The sequence below is a fragment of the Aeromonas sp. R2-2 genome (assembly GCF_040908355.1).
Lineage (GTDB): Bacteria > Pseudomonadota > Gammaproteobacteria > Enterobacterales > Aeromonadaceae > Aeromonas > Aeromonas veronii.
Window position 1 is genome coordinate 128,586 of the sequence record NZ_JBFODQ010000075.1, and the last position, 15,969, is coordinate 144,554.

Below are 15,969 nucleotides of genomic sequence, written 5' to 3' on the forward strand. Positions count from 1 at the left end.
GGATTATTTCAGAATCATCAGGGGCTTGCCAGTCATTTCCGGCGGCACCGGCAGACCCATCAGGGTCAGCATGGTGGGGGCCAGATCGGACAGTTTGCCACCTTCAACTACCTCGGCTTTGCGACCGAAATAGATGAGCGGAACCGGCAGATTGGTGTGGGCGGTGTGGGCCTGACCAGTCTCTTCGTCCAGCATCTTCTCGGCGTTGCCGTGGTCGGCAGTGATCAGGCACTCGCCACCCACTTCGGCCAGGGCGTCGGTGACGCGACCGATGCAGTGGTCAACGGCTTCACACGCTTTGACGGCGGCATCGAACACACCGGTGTGACCAACCATGTCGCCATTCGGGTAGTTACAGATGATGACGTCGTACTTGCCGCTCTTGATGGCCGCAACCAGCTTGTCGGTCAGCTCTTCGGAGCTCATCTCCGGCTGCAGGTCATAGGTCGCCACTTTCGGGCTGGCCACGATCTCGCGATCTTCGCCGGTGAAGCAGGACTCTTCGCCACCGTTGAAGAAGAAGGTGACGTGAGCGTACTTCTCGGTTTCGGAGATGCGCAGCTGGGTCTTGCCCTGCTTGGCCAGCCACTCACCCAGGGTGTTGACCAGAGCGGTCGGCGGGTAGGCACAGGCAGTTTTGATGTCGGCCGCGTATTCGGTCAGCATCACGAAGTTCAGCTTCGGCTCGACTGCACGGGCGAAGCCGGTGAAGTCGGTGTCAACGAAGGCGCGGGTGATTTCACGGGCACGGTCGGCACGGAAGTTCATGAAAATCAGCGCATCACCATCTTCCATCGGTGCAGCTTCGCCGATGCGGGTCGCTTTGACGAACTCGTCGTTCTCGTCGCGGGCATAGGCGGCAGCCAGCGCTTCGGTGGCGCTCTCGGCGGTGAACTCGCCCTTGCCCTGGGTCATCAGGTCATAGGCTTGCTGCACGCGATCCCAGCGGTTGTCACGGTCCATGGCGAAGTAACGACCGATCATGGAAGCGAAACGACCCTTGCCCAGCTTGGCGAACAGGGCATCGAACAGCTCGATGGAGGACTGGGCGGAGCGCGGCGGAACGTCGCGGCCATCCAGGAAGGCGTGCAGGTAGATCTTCTCGGCGCCACGCTTGGCAGCCATTTCGATCATGCCCATGATGTGCTCTTCGTGGCTGTGTACGCCACCCGGGGACATCAGGCCCATGATGTGAACGGCTTTGCCGTTGGTCACGGCAGCGTCAACAGCCTTGGCCAGCTCGACGTTCTGGAAGAATTCGCCGTCCTGGATGTCTTTGGAGATGCGGGTCAGCTCCTGATAGACGATGCGACCGGCACCGATGTTGACGTGGCCCACTTCGGAGTTGCCCATCTGGCCATCCGGCAGACCGACGTCCAGACCGGAGCCGGAGATCAGGGTGCTGGTGTAGTCACGGGCCAGACGATCGAGGTTGGGAGTCTTGGCGGCGGCGACGGCGTTGTGCTCTTGCTTGGTGCTGTAGCCCCAACCGTCCATGATGACCAGAACCAAAGGTTTCTTAGCTGTTGACATAAGACTATGTCCTCTCGGATTGGAAAAAATGCGGGAAATGAAACTAGCGTAATATTACTACATCTGCCGAAATAGTCACCTGATAGCCAAGGGGCGCTCCCGCGGCCCCGCAAGCCACGCCCTTCCTGCCATGCTCGCTGCCCAATGATGATGGGAGCCTGCTCGCGCTTTGCCGCCAAGATGGCTGATCTTATCAATACCCCCATGTATACTCGGGCCCTTGTCTTGGTCCCTGGATAGTAGAAGATGCAAGAGTATTTGGATTTTGCGGCCCGTAACCCGCTGCTGACCGCAGCCTGGTTGGGTCTGGCTGGCACCCTGGTTTACACCACTGTGCGTGCCCGTTTGTCCCCGGTAAAAACCGTCAACAACCACACCGCGACCCTGCTGATCAACCGCGAGAATGCCACCGTGGTGGATATTCGCAGTCAGGAAGAGTATGCCAAGGGCCATCTGGCCGGTGCCCAGCACCTGCCGCTGACCCAGATCCAGAGCAATAATCTGGGCCCGGTTGAAAAGCATAAAGATGCCCCCATCATAGTGGTGTGCGAGTCGGGAATGACTGCGGGCGGCGCGGGCCGTCAGCTGAGCAAAGCTGGCTTCAAGCAGGTTTATGTGCTCGGCGGTGGCATGGCCCAATGGCGTGCAGAAAATCTGCCGGTAACCAAGAAACGCTGATTTAAGCAGGGCCTGAGCCCACTTATCCATATAACAAGGAATCAAACGAAATGGCTGACGAGATCAACAACCAGGAAGTACAACCGGAATTCCACATCCAGCGTGTTTACACCAAGGATGTCTCTTTCGAAGCGCCGAACACCCCGCACATCTTCCAGAAAGAGTGGCAGCCGGACGTCAAGCTGGATATGGATACCAAGACCAACATCCTGGCTGAGAGCGTGTACGAGGTTGTCCTGACCCTGACCGTGACTTGCAAACTGGAAACCGAAACTGCCTTCCTGTGCGAAGTACAGCAAGCTGGTATCTTCACCATCGGTAACCTGCCGGAGCCGCAACTGGCTCACTGCCTGGCTGCCTTCTGCCCGAACATCCTGTTCCCGTATGCCCGCGAAGCCGTGGCCAACATGGTGAGCAAGGGTTCCTTCCCGCAGCTGAACCTGGCACCGGTCAACTTCGATGCCCTGTTTGCCCAGCACATGGCGCAAGCACAGGCCCAGCAGGCGACTGCGGAAGCCTGATAATGGCTGACCAGATCGCTATCTCGGTCTTGGGGGCGGGGTCTTATGGCTCCGCCCTTGCCATTTCTCTGGCGCGCAACGGTCATCCGACCCTGCTGTGGGGTCACGACCCTGTTCATGTCGCCGAGCTGGAACAAGACCGCTGCAACAAGGCATTTTTGCCTGATGTCCCTTTTCCCGCCGATCTGCAGCTGACTGCGGATCTGCAACGTGCGGTACAAGCTGCCCCCGTGCTGCTGCTGGTCGTGCCGAGCCATGTATTTGGCGATGTGCTGACCCGGATCAAACCCTTCCTGCGCCCCGATACCCGTATCGCCTGGGCCACCAAGGGTCTGGAGCCGGACAGTGGCCGTCTGCTGCAGGACGTGGCCCGTGAAGTGCTGGGTGACGAGATACCACTGGCGGTGATCTCTGGTCCCACCTTCGCCAAGGAGCTGGCTGCCGGTTTGCCGACCGCCATCTCGGTCGCTTCGACCCACGACGAGTTCGCCGACGATCTCTCCCATCTGCTGCACTGTGGCCGCTCCTTCCGGGTCTATACCAATCCGGACTTCGTCGGTCTGCAGCTGGGTGGGGCGGTGAAGAACGTCATCGCCATCGGTGCCGGTCTCTCCGACGGGCTCGGGTTTGGCGCCAATGCCAGAACCGCGCTCATCACCCGGGGTCTGGTGGAGATGCAGCGTCTGGGTGCGGCGCTGGGTGCCGATGCCAAAACCTTTATGGGGATGGCGGGGCTCGGGGATCTGGTGCTCACCTGTACCGACAACCAGTCGCGCAACCGTCGCTTCGGGCTGGCCCTCGGGGCTGGCAAGGATGTGAACACCGCCATGACCGAGATCGGTCAGGTGGTGGAGGGGTATCGCAACACCAAAGAGGTGCATCTGCTGGCGGCCCGCTGCGGCGTCGAGATGCCCATCTGCGAGCAGATCTTCAAGGTGCTCTACGAGGGTAAGAACCCGAAAGAGGCGGCCATCGCCCTGCTGTCGCGAGACAAGAAGGACGAGTAATCTGCCGATTGCCCATGCAAAAGGCCCCGCCAGATGGCGGGGCCTTTTCTTTGCGGCAAGGGCTGCAAATCAGTAGTAGGAGTGGTCGCCGCGCTGGTGCTCGGTGGCGTCTTTCACGCCGTTGAGCTCACCCGGGAACCTCTCCAGCAGCTGCTTCTCGATCCCCTCTTTAAGGGTGTAATCGACCATGGAGCAACCGTTGCAACCACCGCCAAACTGCAGGATGGCCAGTTTGTCTTCAGTCAGCTCGACCAGGGTGACCTTGCCACCGTGACCGGCCAGCATGGGGTTTACTTCGGACATCAACACGTACTCGATACGCTCGATCAGCGGCGCGTCATCGGCCACTTTACGCATCTTGGCGTTCGGTGCTTTCAGGGTGAGCTGGGAGCCCATCTGATCGGTCACGAAGTCGATGGTGGCATCCACCAGGAAGGGGGCGCTCAGGGGATCGACCATGCAGTCGAAGCCGCTGAAGGGCAGGTGTTGATCTTCCGGGTCCACGGCATCGGGTGGGCAATACGATACGCCACACTCGGCATTCTGGGTTCCCGGATTGACCACAAACACCCGGATATTGGTGCCATCAGGCTGTTTTTCCAGCAGTTTACGGAAATGGGCCTGGGCGGCGTCGGAAATGCTGATCATCACTATCCTCATAAACCTGAGTGTACGACTAGGGTATTCATGATAACGCGGTTATTAATGCTTGGGTAGCATGCCGATGGCTACTTGCTGTGCCGCAGGGTTCGACAGATTGCCCACACTTCTACCTTTGTGATGCCGCTCTCATGGAGCAAACGGCTGAGCTGACCGGCGGTGGCGCCTGTGGTTACAACGTCATCGAGCAGGGCGACATGGCGATAGTGGTGGGGGCGGATCCGGAATGCCCCGCGCAGATTGCGCCGCCGCTGCCCGGCGCTCAGGGTTGTTTGCTGCGGTGTTGCCTTGATGCGCTGCAACAGGGTGTTGTCGCAGGGAATGCCGGTGAACTCGCCAAGGGCTTGCGCGATCTCCTCCGCCTGATTGAACCCGCGCCGCCACTGCCGCCACCAGTGCAGGGGAACCGGAATGATCGCCTCCGGCGGCTCGCAGCCATCCAGATGATCGGCCAAGAGGCGTGCCAGTAGCGGCGCCAGCAGGATCTGGCCGGAATATTTGAGCCGGGGGATCAGCATGGGGTAGGGAGCCTGGTAGTCGCCGATCACCTGCAACCGCTCCCAGGGGGGAGGTCTGCGCTGGCAGCGGCCGCAGACCGGTATGCTCTCTTCTATATAGTTAGCCAGCGGTGCGGCGCAGAGGTGGCATCTCGGCTGTGACTGGTGCAGCGCCTGCCGACACCAGCTGCAGAGCAGGGGCTCGTTGTCACAAGGCTGATGACAGAGGAGGCAACTCCCTTGCCAGTCGCCGTGGTTGCCGAGCAGCGGGCTTGCTTTAGCGAGCAGTCGCTTTAACATGCTGACCCCAAGAGCATGAACAGGGATCTTGAGTCTAGATGAGCATATCGGTAGAGCAGTTTGGCCAGGGGCCAGATCTGGTGCTGTTGCACGGGTGGGGGATGAACGGTGCGGTCTGGCATGGTGTTGCCCAACAGTTGGCGCCCCACTATCGGGTTCATCTGGTGGATTTGCCCGGCTTTGGCAACAGCCCGCTGGCAGACGAGGTGGATTACAGCCTGCCCTGGCTTGCCGAGCAGGTGGCCGCCATCTTGCCGCAGAAGTGCCATCTGCTTGGCTGGTCGCTCGGCGGTCTGGTGGCAAGCCAGTTGGCGCTGACGCATCCCGATCGGTTGCACTCCCTGATCACGGTAGCCAGCTCTCCCTGTTTCATGGCCCGCGATGAGTGGCCGGGGATCGCCCCCAAAGTGCTGACCGGTTTCAACCAGATGCTGGCAGGGGATTTTCGCCAGACCATAGAGCGCTTTCTGGCGATCCAGGCCATGGGCAGTGAACACGCCCGGGACGATATCCGTCAGTTGCGCCACTGGCTGGCCGAGCGCCCGGCGCCCCAGTTTGCCGCACTTGAGGCCGGGCTGACGCTGTTGGCCGACATTGACCTGCGCGAACCGCTGCGGGAGCTGGATTTGCCCTGGTTGCGGATCTATGGCCGACTGGATTCATTGGTACCCAAGGCGGCCATTCCCCTGCTGGATGATCTCTACCCTGCCAGCCGCAGCGTGACCCTCAACAAGGCCTCACACGCGCCTTTTATCTCCCACCCGGACGAATTCATTGAAATCGTTCGAGATTTTGTTGGCTAAAAAACAGCCGACAAGCTTCATTAATCCTCTGGTCTGGCGGATAATTAAGCTGTGACCAGAGGAGTAACATCATGCGTATTGATTCTGCTTTCAACAGCGGGGTTCAGGGATTTCAGCGAGCCGAGCAGATTGCCGACAAGGCATCCAATCAGATCGCCCGCCTCAACACCCCCAGCGGGGATCAGGTGCAAGTGACCGATGAGCTTGTCAATCTCAAGGTGGCCGAGCAGCAGGCTGGCGCTTCCGCCAAGGTAGTGCAGACCGCCAGCGAGATGATGGGAACCCTGATCGACATCCGGGTGTGAGATGAACATCAATGTCAGTCTGCCTCCCCTTATCCCGACACAGCTGCAACCCCAGGTGGAAGCGGCGAGGACGGATAATCGCCGGGCAGAACTGATCCCGCAGGCCCGTGCGGGCCAAGCCTCCGTTGCCGAATCTGAAGTCGGCTCCCAGAAAGAGAAATCCAAAGCCGCTCAGGCCTCCAGCAATCAGACCTCCCAGAACAGCCGTGAAACCGGGCAATTAGCCCCGACGACACTGCCAGATAATCGCTTTGTCGAGGCCACCGGCGAGGATGGGCAGCGCAAGCAGCAAGATCCTAAACAGCAGGAGCAGCAACAGCGGCAAGAGCAGCAGGTTCAGGATCTTGTCGAGCGTGACAAGGAGGTGCGTACTCACGAGCAGGCTCACCAGTCTGCGGGCGGAGAGTACGCCAGCTCGCCCACCTATCAGTTTACGCAAGGGCCGGATGGCAAGCGTTATGCGACGGGTGGCGAAGTCCAGATTGATACCAGTGTCGTCCCCGGTGACCCTGCCGCTACCATCGCCAAGATGCAGCAGATCCGCTCTGCCGCGCTGGCGCCTGCCGAGCCTTCTGCGCAGGATCTGGCCGTCGCGCGCAGCGCCGCCGCCAGTGAAGCCAAGGCGCGCAAAGAGCTGATGGCCGAGCAGAGCGCAAAATCGGGCGGCGTGCTGAGTGCCTATATGGACAAGCGCAACAGCGTCATCGCGGGCCACTATCGACAGGCTGTCAGCCCGGCCTCGACCCAGTCCCTCAGTCTGCATATCTGAATCACCCTCGCCAAACTTTCAGCTGCGTTGCCTGTTTTGCAACTAACCTGAAGATCAGGCCCATTCCAATTTCACAGGAGCTGTCATGCATTTCGATGAAGTCAAAGCGGAAGATTTCACCACCTTCTCCCGTGTACCGCCCCCCCACCTGCAGATGGAGCAGTTTCTGATGCAGCTCGGGGGAGGGGGAACTGAAGGAACCAGTTTCAAGAAGAAAGTGATGCTGGCGGCTGGCTGGAGCCACACCGGCGTCGTCTCTTACGGCAAGTATCCGCAAGAGGCCTGCAAGGCATTCAACCGGCTGCGGGAGGTGCTGGCCCAGCATGGAGAGCCCGAGAGCATTCTTGCTGCCCTGACGCAGTGATCCTGAGCTTCGCGTGTAAAAAAGCCCCTTGCGGGGCTTTTTGCATTCAGAGGCGTTCCGGACGGTGTCGTTACTTTTTCGCTTTGGAGAGCGCCGCCGCGAAGGCGTTGCCCATGGCACCACCCATAGGGGGGCTTTGGCGCGGCTCATTTCTTGGTTTGGTGTTGCCGGCACTGCTGTTGCGCGCTTCAGCCGGCTTGCGGGCGGGTTGCCCTGCCTTTTCGTCGAGACGCATGGTCAGACTGATCCGCTTGCGCGGGGCGTCCACTTCCAACACCTTGACCCGCACAATGTCGCCCGCCTTGACCACCTCACGGGGATCCTTGACGAAACGGTCGGTCAGGGAGGAGATGTGCACCAGACCGTCCTGATGAACACCGATATCGACGAAGGCGCCGAAGTTGGTGACGTTGGTGACCACCCCTTCCAGTACCATCTCTGGAACCAGGTCGCTGATCTGCTCCACCCCTTCCTTGAAGGTCGCGGTTTTGAACTCGGGGCGCGGGTCGCGGCCCGGCTTGTCCAGTTCGCCGATGATGTCGGTGATGGTAGGTACGCCGAATTGCTCATCGGTGTAATCGGCCGGTTTCAGGCTGCGCAGCAGGCTGCTGTTGCCGAGCAGGCTCTCCACGGTCTGCTCCAGCTTGGCGAGGATCCGCTCCACGACCGGATAAGACTCCGGGTGCACCGCCGAGCTGTCGAGGGGATTGCTGCCGCCGCGAATGCGCAGGAAGCCGGCGCACTGTTCGAAGGCTTTGGGGCCGAGTCGGCTCACTTTCAGCAACTGCTGACGGCTCTTGAAAGCGCCGTGCTCATCCCGATAGGCGACGATGTTCTGGGCCAGCGTCTGGGAGAGGCCGGAAACCCGGTTGAGCAGGGCGACCGAGGCGGTATTCACATCCACACCGACCGCGTTCACGCAATCCTCGACAACGGCATCCAGCCGGCGGGCCAGCTGGCTCTGGCCGACGTCGTGCTGATACTGACCTACCCCGATACTCTTGGGGTCGATCTTGACCAACTCGGCCAGCGGGTCTTGCAGGCGGCGGGCGATGGAGACGGCGCCACGGATCGAGACGTCGAGGTCCGGGAACTCCTGAGAGGCGAGTTCGGAGGCGGAGTAGACCGAGGCTCCTGCTTCGCTCACCACTATCTTCTGCGCCTTGGCGGCGGGGTAGCGCTCGAACAGGTCGCTCACCAGCCGGTCGGTCTCCCGCGAGGCGGTGCCGTTGCCGATGCTGATGAGCTCGACCTTGTGTTTCTGGCACAGCTCGCTCAGGGTCTTGAGGCTCTGATCAATCTGGCGTTTCGGTTCGAACGGATAGATGGTGGCGTGATCGACCAGCTTGCCGGTGGCATCCACCACGGCAACCTTGACCCCGGTGCGGATGCCCGGATCCAGCCCCATGGTGCAGCGCATGCCGGCCGGGGCCGCCATCAGCAGATCCTTGAGGTTCATGGCGAACACCTTGATCGCCTCCTCCTCTGCCGACTCGCGGATGCGACCGATCAGCTCGGTCTCCATCTGAAGCGACAACTTGATCTTCCAGGTCCAGCTCACTACCCCCTGCAGCCATTTGTCGGCCGGGCGGTTCTGCAGATTGAGCTTGAGGTGGTGGGCAATGATCCCTTCGCAGGGGCTGGCACTCTCGTCGTCACCGGTGACCAGCGCCAGATTGAGGATCCCCTCATTGCGGCCGCGCAGCATGGCCAGCACCCGGTGGGAGGGGGCCTTGTGCAGTGGTTCGTCGTGTTCGAAATAGTCCTTGAACTTGGCCCCTTCCTGCTCCTTGCCTGCCACCACGCGGGCGCGCAGGGTGGCATTTTGCCACAGGTAGTCGCGCAACTTCTCCAGCAGGTCGGCCTGCTCGGCGAAGCGCTCCATCAGGATATAGCGGGCGCCGTCGAGGGCAGCCTTGCTGTCGGCAATGCCCTGTTCGGGATTGAGGAAGGTGGCTGCAGCTTGCTCGGGATCCTGCATCGGGTCGCTGAGCAGCAGGTTGGCAAGCGGCTCCAACCCGGCTTCGATCGCCATCTGCCCCTTGGTGCGGCGCTTGGGCTTGTAGGGGAGGTAGAGGTCTTCCAGTCGGGTCTTGCTGTCGGCGCCATTCAATTCGCGCATCAGCTCGGGGGTCAGTTTGCCCTGCTCTTCGATGGAGCGAATGATCACCTGACGGCGATCTTCCAGTTCACGCAGATAGCCGAGGCGGCTCTCCAGAGTACGCAGCTGGCTATCGTCCAGACCGCCAGTCACCTCTTTACGGTAACGGGCGATAAAGGGCACGGTCGAGCCTTCATCCAGCAGGCGCACTGCGGCCTGCACCTGCTCCGGGCGAGCATTGAGCTCACCGGCAATCTGTCTCTCTATGGTTTGCATCATGATGTTGTTGAGGGCCTCTGTGGTCGAGTCCGCGCCATCAGGCGCCAAGTGTGAGCACTATATGGGGTCGTGTTGCGGGATGCCACCCTGCGCCGGGGTCTGCACCAGTCAGACTGATAAAGTCGCAGGGGAGGGCGTTTATCTTGCCATTGCACCTGTGACTCAGGATGTGCCTGTGGCAAGCAGTCCGGCTATTTGGGGTAGCTGATCTCGTTGATATACCAGCAGACGTCACCAACTGGCGTACGGACGATGGCCTCATCACCGACCTCTTTCTTGAGCAGGGCGCGGGCCATGGGGGAGTCGATGGAGATGTAATCCTTGCGCTCGAAGATCTCGTCATAGCCGACGATGCGAAAGCGCTTGGTCTCGCCCTCATCGTTTTCCACCTCGACCCAGGCGCCGAAGAAGACCTTGCCCTCCTGCGCCGGGGCATAGTCGACGATCCCCAGCTCTTCGAGACATTTGCGCAGGTAACGCACCCGCCGATCGATCTCCCGCAGCCGCTTCTTGTTGTACTGGTAGTCAGCATTTTCGCTGCGATCCCCCAGGCTGGCGGCCCATGCCACCTTCCTGGTGACCTCGGGGCGCTCCTGGCGCCAGAGGAAATCGAGCTCTTCTTTCAGCTTGTTGTAGCCTTCGCGAGTGATCAGCTTTGTCTTCATGGTGATCCGGACCTGGTCAAAGAGGGGTATTCATCGCTAACTGCTCGGGAATATTAGCTTTTGTCCTCTTGCTGTCGAGGGAAATCGTGATGGCTCGGCTGGCGCCATTCAGGGAGTGGATGGCCAGCGCAGTGACTTGATGGCCGTCACGCTCTCGGGATGGGTAATAACCGGTAACATATTTGTGCTTTGCTCCCGCTATATCCCCCCCTAGTATTGGGGGCAGCTAAAGAATGAAGAGGCAAAGCAATGAGTCAGCAGCAATACAAGGTCCTGGTCGTGGACGATGACCTGAAATTACGTTCCCTGTTGGAGCGCTATCTCACCGAGCAGGGATTCGTAGTGCGCGGCGTGGCCAATGGCGAGCAGGCCGATCGCTTGCTGACTCGTGAAAACTTCAGCCTGATGGTGCTCGACCTGATGTTGCCGGGGGAGGATGGACTCTCCATCTGCCGCCGTCTGCGGGAAGCGGGCAACCAGATCCCGGTGCTGATGCTCACCGCCAAGGGGGATGAAGTGGATCGCATCGTCGGGCTCGAGATGGGGGCTGATGACTATCTGCCCAAACCGTTCAACCCCCGCGAACTGCTGGCGCGGATCCGTGCCGTGCTGCGCCGCCATACCGTCGAGCTGCCGGGGGCACCCTCTGCTGCAGAGAAGGTGGTCAACTTCGGTGCCTTCCAGCTCAATCTGGCGACCCGCGAGCTGAGCCGGGATGGTGAGCCGATGGCGCTCACCAGCGGTGAATTTGCGGTGCTCAAGGTACTGGTCAGCCATCCGCGCGAGCCGCTCTCCCGCGACAAGCTGATGAATCTGGCCCGTGGCCGCGAATACACCGCCACCGAGCGCAGCATCGACGTGCAGGTTTCCCGCCTGCGCCGCCTGCTGGAACAGGATCCGGCCCAGCCCCGCTACCTGCAGACCGTCTGGGGTCTGGGGTATGTGTTCGTGCCAGATGGTGACGGTGCATGAAAAAGGTCGGCAGCATGTTCTCGCGCATGCTCTGGTTTCTGGCTGCCGTTCTGGTGGTCTATCAAGCAGTCTCCTACGTCACCTTCTATAACTATCTGCTGGCGCCAACCGTCAAGCAGATCAGTCACTTGCTGGCCAATCAGGTCAAGCTGATCTTTCCGGTCAACACGGAACAACTGGCGCTGAGCGAAGATGCCGAGGCGCTGGTCTATGTGACGACCGGTACCGATATCTATACCCAGAGCGAGGCGGTGCAGCATGGCTTCAACGAGGCCAAGCCATACCCCTATCTGGAGGAGAACATCAGTCGCGAACTGGGTGGCCCGGCCAAGGTGCGGGTCGAGATCCAGGATCACTACATCATCTGGATCCAGCCGCCGCAGGCCAGCAAAATCTGGGTGCGGATCCCGCTGACCGAGATCGAAGATGACGATATCGAACCCCTCATCATCTATCTGAGCGTGCTGCTGGTGATCACCCTGTTTGCGGCCTGGCGCTTTGCCCGGCAGCTGGTGCGCCCGCTCGAGGATCTCGAGGCTGGTGCCGTTGCTGTTGCCAGGGGTCATTTCCCCGAGGCGCTGGGGGAGCTGGGATCACGGGAAGTGCGGCGACTGACCCGCACCTTCAACCACATGTCGCACTCCATCAAGAGCCTGATCGAAGAGCGTAACCTGATGATGGCGGGGGTTTCCCACGATCTACGCACCCCGCTGACCCGCATCCGGCTGGCGACCGAGATGATGTCCTCCGGTGACGAGTACCTCAAGGAGAGCATCAATGCCGACATCGATGAGTCCAATGCCATCATCGATCAGTTCATCGATTACATCCGCCCGGATGAGGGCCAAGATCTGGAGCCGATCGACCTGACCCAGCTGGTGCACGATACCTTGCTGATCTACTCGGAGCAGGGGCTGGAAGTTGATCTGGCGCTGCCGCAAGAGGCGGTGCGGGTGGCCTGCAATCCGGTCAGTATCCGGCGGGTGTTGAACAACCTCTCAAGCAACTCGCAGCGTTATGGGGCGAGCCGCTTGTATGCCGAGTTGAAGGACGATGGACACTGGGTGCGCCTGCGCCTTTCCGATGATGGTCCCGGCATTCCGGAGCAGGACTACTCCCGGGTGCTCAAGCCGTTTACTCAGGGTAATGTGGCGCGGACCGTCGGCGGTAGTGGCTTGGGGTTGGCTATCGTGGCCAAGATCGTCGCCCAGCACCATGGCACTATCCGGTTGGGAAGTTCGGATCTCGGCGGCCTGCTGGTCGAGATGCGGCTGCCGAAACATCAGCCACAGGAGTGGATGGATTGAGAGAAGGGCGTATCCGTGGATACGCCCTTCTGCATGGTCAGTTCTTGGTTTCGACTGATGCACGATAGCGTTTGCCGTACTTGAGCTGCTGGATCAGCAGGGCGGCAACGATGAGCGCCAACCCGATTGGGGTGGCCGGATGGATGGCTTCGCCGATCAACAGGTTGAGCAGCACCAGTGAGGCAAACGGCGAGATAAAGATGAGGTTGCTGATGGGGGCCGTGTTGGTGGCATGGCGCAGCGCCATCAGCCAGAGCACGAAACCGAAGCCCATTTCGAACAGTCCCACATAGATGGCTCCAGCCCATCCCTGCCAGGCGGTCATGGCAAAATCGGAGAGCAACCAGGTTGCAACGACGATAAAAGGCAGGCTGATCATAAAGCCGAGCAACAGGCTGACGATGGGATCGCCCTGATTGCGGGTGTTGAGGATCCAGTAGCTGGCCCAGATGAGGGTCGAGACCAGCGCCAGCGTCACGCCGAGGGGGCTGTCGAACTGAAGGCCGAATACATCCCCTCTGGTGGCGATCACCAGTGCGCCAAAATACCCCAGCACGATAGCGACGCCATCGCGCCGACGCAGCTTCTGGCCGAGGAAGGGGACGGCCAGCAGACTGAGGGTAATGGCCCAGGTGTAGTTGAGGGTCTGTGCCTGCTGGGCAGGCAGCAGGTCATAGGCCTTGAACAGCAACAGGTAATAGAGAAAGGGGTTCAGCACGCCCAGAGTCAGGTAGTAGAAAGGGCGGGCCTTGATGTAGCTCCCCAGCAGCGGCAGTTTGCCCTGTTTGGCGACGACGGCTGTCAGCGTGAGAGTCGAGGTGAAGGCAGCCACAAGCAACAGTTGCACAGGTTCGAAATAGGCGAGGGAGATCTTGAAGGCTGTGGCGACCGTCGACCAGAGGGCAACGGCGCAAAGGCCATACTGATAGGCTTTCTTTTGATCTTTGAGCATGGGATGTCGTTCCACTGACAGAGGCAAGCGCACAGTCTACCAGTCTGCTTGTAACATTGTCGTTACCTTGGTGTCGGCAGCAGAGTGTGTTGCCGCAGGCGAGATCCATCTGTCACATAAAACTGCGCATAATCTGTTCGCTCTCCCTTGCGCAAATTTGAAAAATCCGTATAATCCCCTCCGCTTACCCATGAGGTAAGCCAGACGATATGTCTGCTGCTGAGTTTCCTGTCTACAGGAGCCAGCCATACAGTCCTCCCGATATGGGGGGAAACGTGAAAAATCACACCTCTGGCGGGAGAAATCTCGGTCGGGCGGTGTTGATTTATGTTCTTTTATCTATTGGAGCTCTGTCAATGCAGAACCAAAGAATCCGTATCCGCCTGAAGGCTTTTGATCATCGCCTGATTGATCAATCCACTGCGGAAATCGTTGAAACTGCTAAGCGCACTGGCGCGCAGGTTCGCGGTCCTATTCCGCTGCCGACTCGCAAAGAGCGCTTCACCGTCCTGATCTCCCCGCACGTCAACAAAGATGCGCGTGATCAGTACGAGATCCGCACTCACAAGCGTCTGGTAGACATCGTTGAGCCGACTGACAAGACCGTAGACGCCCTGATGCGTCTGGATCTGGCAGCTGGTGTAGACGTCCAGATCAGCCTGGGTTAATTACGGAAAGAGGTTGATAACAATGACAATCGGTCTTGTAGGTCGCAAAGTGGGTATGACTCGCATCTTCACTGAAGATGGCGTTTCTATCCCGGTGACTGTTATCGAAGTTGAAGCTAACCGTGTAACTCAGGTCAAATCTGTAGAAACCGACGGCTACAACGCTATTCAGGTTACCACTGGCGCCAAGAAAGCCAGCCGTGTGACCAAGCCGGAAGCTGGCCACTTCGCCAAAGCTGGTGTAGAAGCCGGTCGCGGTCTGTGGGAATTCCGCCTGAACAACGGTGAAACTTTCACTGTTGGTAGCGAGCTGAAAGTAGATCTTCTCGCTGACGTTAAGCTGGTAGACGTTACCGGCACATCCAAAGGTAAGGGCTTTGCTGGTACTGTTAAGCGCCACAACTTCCGCACCCAGGATATGACCCACGGTAACTCCTTGTCTCACCGCGTTCCGGGTTCTATCGGTCAGAACCAGACTCCGGGTCGTGTATTCAAGGGCAAAAAGATGGCTGGTCACATGGGTGCTGAGCGTGTAACGACTCAGAACCTGGAACTGGTTCGTGTTGACGCTGAACGCAACCTGCTGCTCATCAAAGGTGCAGTACCGGGTGCAACCAACGGCAACGTGATCGTCAAACCTGCCGTCAAAGCGTAACGTCTGAGGAGATAGTAATGGAATTGGTAATGAAAGACGCCAAGAGCGCTCTTGAAGTTTCCGAGACTACCTTCGGGCGCGAATTCAACGAAGCTCTGGTTCACCAGGTCGTCGTTGCATATGCCGCTGGTGCCCGTCAGGGTACTCGTGCGCAGCTGACTCGCTCTGAAGTGTCTGGTGGCGGCAAAAAGCCGTGGCGTCAGAAGGGTACTGGTCGTGCCCGTGCTGGCTCCATCCGTTCGCCCATCTGGCGTTCCGGTGGTGTGACTTTTGCTGCTAAGCCGCAAGATCACAGCCAGAAAGTAAACAAGAAGATGTACCGCGGCGCTATCCGTAGCATTCTGTCCGAGCTGGTACGTCAAGAGCGCCTGATCGTTGTTGAGAAGTTCGGCATCGAAGCTCCGAAGACCAAAGAACTGATCGCCAAGCTGAAAGAAATGGAACTGACTGACGTTCTGATCGTGACTGCTGAAGTCGATGAGAACCTGTTCCTGGCTGCTCGCAACCTGTACAAAGTTGACGTGCGTGACGTTGCCGGTATCGACCCGGTCAGCCTGATCGCTTTCGACAAGGTTCTGATGACTGCTGACGCAGTTAAGCAAATCGAGGAGATGCTGGCATGATCCGTGAAGAGCGTCTGCTGAAAGTTCTGAAGGCTCCGCACATCTCTGAAAAGAGCACCATGGTTGCAGAAAAGCAGAACACTATCGTGTTCAAAGTTGCTGTTGATGCTACCAAGGCGGAAGTCAAAGCTGCAGTTGCGAAACTGTTCGAGGTCGAAGTTGAGACCGTCCGTACCCTGAACATGAAGGGTAAGACCAAGCGCGCAGGTGCACGCGTAGGCCGTCGTTCCGATTGGAAAAAGGCTTATGTGACCCTGAAAGCTGGTCAGGACATCGACTTCATGGGCGCAGCCGAGTAAGAGGAGTTCTC

The 15,969-nt window shown here is 59.3% G+C and carries 19 protein-coding genes; 13 read left to right on the forward strand and 6 right to left on the reverse strand.

Annotated features, from left to right (window positions below; translation table 11 throughout):
* Positions 1-3: 3 nt before the first annotated feature.
* Positions 4-1,533 carry a 2,3-bisphosphoglycerate-independent phosphoglycerate mutase gene (gene gpmM, locus AB5Z09_RS16370; protein WP_005356867.1) on the reverse strand — a complete coding sequence of 510 codons (1,530 nt, stop codon included), beginning with the start codon at positions 1,531-1,533 and terminating at the stop codon, positions 4-6.
* Between the two features lie 246 nt (positions 1,534-1,779).
* On the opposite strand from gpmM, the gene AB5Z09_RS16375 reads away from it, so the two are divergent.
* Genes AB5Z09_RS16375 through gpsA form a run of 3 tightly spaced genes read left to right on the forward strand, consistent with a single transcriptional unit; the run spans position 1,780 to position 3,739 of the window.
* On the forward strand, positions 1,780-2,211 hold the full coding sequence (locus tag AB5Z09_RS16375; RefSeq protein ID WP_005340640.1) for a rhodanese-like domain-containing protein: 432 nt from the start codon (positions 1,780-1,782) through the stop codon (positions 2,209-2,211).
* Positions 2,212-2,261: 50 nt separating this feature from the next.
* Positions 2,262-2,732 carry a protein-export chaperone SecB gene (gene secB, locus AB5Z09_RS16380; RefSeq protein WP_042054222.1) on the forward strand — a complete coding sequence of 157 codons (471 nt, stop codon included), beginning with the start codon at positions 2,262-2,264 and terminating at the stop codon, positions 2,730-2,732.
* Positions 2,733-2,734: 2 nt separating this feature from the next.
* Positions 2,735-3,739, forward strand: coding sequence for an NAD(P)H-dependent glycerol-3-phosphate dehydrogenase (gpsA, locus tag AB5Z09_RS16385; RefSeq protein ID WP_005355367.1), 1,005 nt, complete (start codon positions 2,735-2,737; stop codon positions 3,737-3,739).
* A gap of 69 nt (positions 3,740-3,808) precedes the next feature.
* On the opposite strand, the gene nfuA is transcribed toward gpsA, so the two are convergent.
* Both nfuA and AB5Z09_RS16395 read right to left on the reverse strand, forming a co-directional pair.
* Complete coding sequence (gene nfuA / locus AB5Z09_RS16390; protein ID WP_368195741.1) at positions 3,809-4,387, reverse strand: Fe-S biogenesis protein NfuA; 579 nt, start codon at positions 4,385-4,387, stop codon at positions 3,809-3,811.
* 80 nt (positions 4,388-4,467) lie between these two features.
* Positions 4,468-5,196, reverse strand: coding sequence for a ComF family protein (locus tag AB5Z09_RS16395; protein ID WP_368195743.1), 729 nt, complete (start codon positions 5,194-5,196; stop codon positions 4,468-4,470).
* A gap of 38 nt (positions 5,197-5,234) precedes the next feature.
* Here AB5Z09_RS16395 and bioH point away from each other — a divergent pair, with 38 nt between their 5' ends.
* From bioH to AB5Z09_RS16415, 4 genes are all read left to right on the forward strand, one after another.
* The gene (bioH, locus tag AB5Z09_RS16400) at positions 5,235-5,999 is read left to right on the forward strand and encodes a pimeloyl-ACP methyl ester esterase BioH (RefSeq protein ID WP_144715637.1); all 765 of its coding nucleotides are present in this window, start codon (positions 5,235-5,237) and stop codon (positions 5,997-5,999) included.
* 71 nt (positions 6,000-6,070) lie between these two features.
* Positions 6,071-6,304 carry a flagellar basal body rod C-terminal domain-containing protein gene (locus AB5Z09_RS16405; protein WP_005342675.1) on the forward strand — a complete coding sequence of 78 codons (234 nt, stop codon included), beginning with the start codon at positions 6,071-6,073 and terminating at the stop codon, positions 6,302-6,304.
* 1 nt (position 6,305) lies between these two features.
* Positions 6,306-7,073 carry a putative metalloprotease CJM1_0395 family protein gene (locus AB5Z09_RS16410; protein ID WP_005356861.1) on the forward strand — a complete coding sequence of 256 codons (768 nt, stop codon included), beginning with the start codon at positions 6,306-6,308 and terminating at the stop codon, positions 7,071-7,073.
* An 85-nt stretch (positions 7,074-7,158) separates the two neighbouring features.
* Positions 7,159-7,437 carry a hypothetical protein gene (locus tag AB5Z09_RS16415; protein ID WP_005355353.1) on the forward strand — a complete coding sequence of 93 codons (279 nt, stop codon included), beginning with the start codon at positions 7,159-7,161 and terminating at the stop codon, positions 7,435-7,437.
* A 70-nt stretch (positions 7,438-7,507) separates the two neighbouring features.
* Here AB5Z09_RS16415 and AB5Z09_RS16420 read toward each other — a convergent pair whose 3' ends face one another.
* Complete coding sequence (locus tag AB5Z09_RS16420) at positions 7,508-9,817, reverse strand: Tex family protein (RefSeq protein WP_368195744.1); 2,310 nt, start codon at positions 9,815-9,817, stop codon at positions 7,508-7,510.
* A gap of 191 nt (positions 9,818-10,008) precedes the next feature.
* On the reverse strand, positions 10,009-10,482 hold the full coding sequence (gene greB / locus AB5Z09_RS16425; protein ID WP_005340627.1) for a transcription elongation factor GreB: 474 nt from the start codon (positions 10,480-10,482) through the stop codon (positions 10,009-10,011).
* Positions 10,483-10,731: 249 nt separating this feature from the next.
* On the opposite strand from greB, the gene ompR reads away from it, so the two are divergent.
* Positions 10,732-11,454, forward strand: a complete 723-nt coding sequence (ompR, locus tag AB5Z09_RS16430; protein WP_005340625.1) for a two-component system response regulator OmpR — start codon at positions 10,732-10,734, stop codon at positions 11,452-11,454.
* Positions 11,451-12,761: a two-component system sensor histidine kinase EnvZ gene (gene envZ, locus AB5Z09_RS16435; protein WP_064339174.1), complete on the forward strand. Its 1,311-nt coding sequence runs from the start codon at positions 11,451-11,453 to the stop codon at positions 12,759-12,761. Before ompR ends, envZ begins: the two co-directional genes overlap by 4 nt.
* 37 nt (positions 12,762-12,798) lie before the next feature.
* Here envZ and AB5Z09_RS16440 read toward each other — a convergent pair whose 3' ends face one another.
* Entirely contained in the window at positions 12,799-13,713 is a 915-nt protein-coding gene (locus AB5Z09_RS16440) for a DMT family transporter (RefSeq protein WP_368195745.1), read from the reverse strand.
* Between the two features lie 356 nt (positions 13,714-14,069).
* On the opposite strand from AB5Z09_RS16440, the gene rpsJ reads away from it, so the two are divergent.
* The 4 genes from rpsJ to rplW are packed head-to-tail and all read left to right on the forward strand — an operon-like array spanning position 14,070 to position 15,958.
* On the forward strand, positions 14,070-14,381 hold the full coding sequence (rpsJ, locus tag AB5Z09_RS16445; RefSeq protein WP_005307944.1) for a 30S ribosomal protein S10: 312 nt from the start codon (positions 14,070-14,072) through the stop codon (positions 14,379-14,381).
* A gap of 22 nt (positions 14,382-14,403) precedes the next feature.
* Entirely contained in the window at positions 14,404-15,036 is a 633-nt protein-coding gene (gene rplC, locus AB5Z09_RS16450) for a 50S ribosomal protein L3 (RefSeq protein WP_005340620.1), read from the forward strand.
* A gap of 17 nt (positions 15,037-15,053) precedes the next feature.
* A complete protein-coding gene (gene rplD, locus AB5Z09_RS16455) occupies positions 15,054-15,659 on the forward strand; it encodes a 50S ribosomal protein L4 (protein ID WP_005340616.1) in 606 nt (201 codons plus the stop codon).
* On the forward strand, positions 15,659-15,958 hold the full coding sequence (gene rplW, locus AB5Z09_RS16460; protein ID WP_342690021.1) for a 50S ribosomal protein L23: 300 nt from the start codon (positions 15,659-15,661) through the stop codon (positions 15,956-15,958). Before rplD ends, rplW begins: the two co-directional genes overlap by 1 nt.
* Positions 15,959-15,969 lie beyond the last annotated feature (11 nt).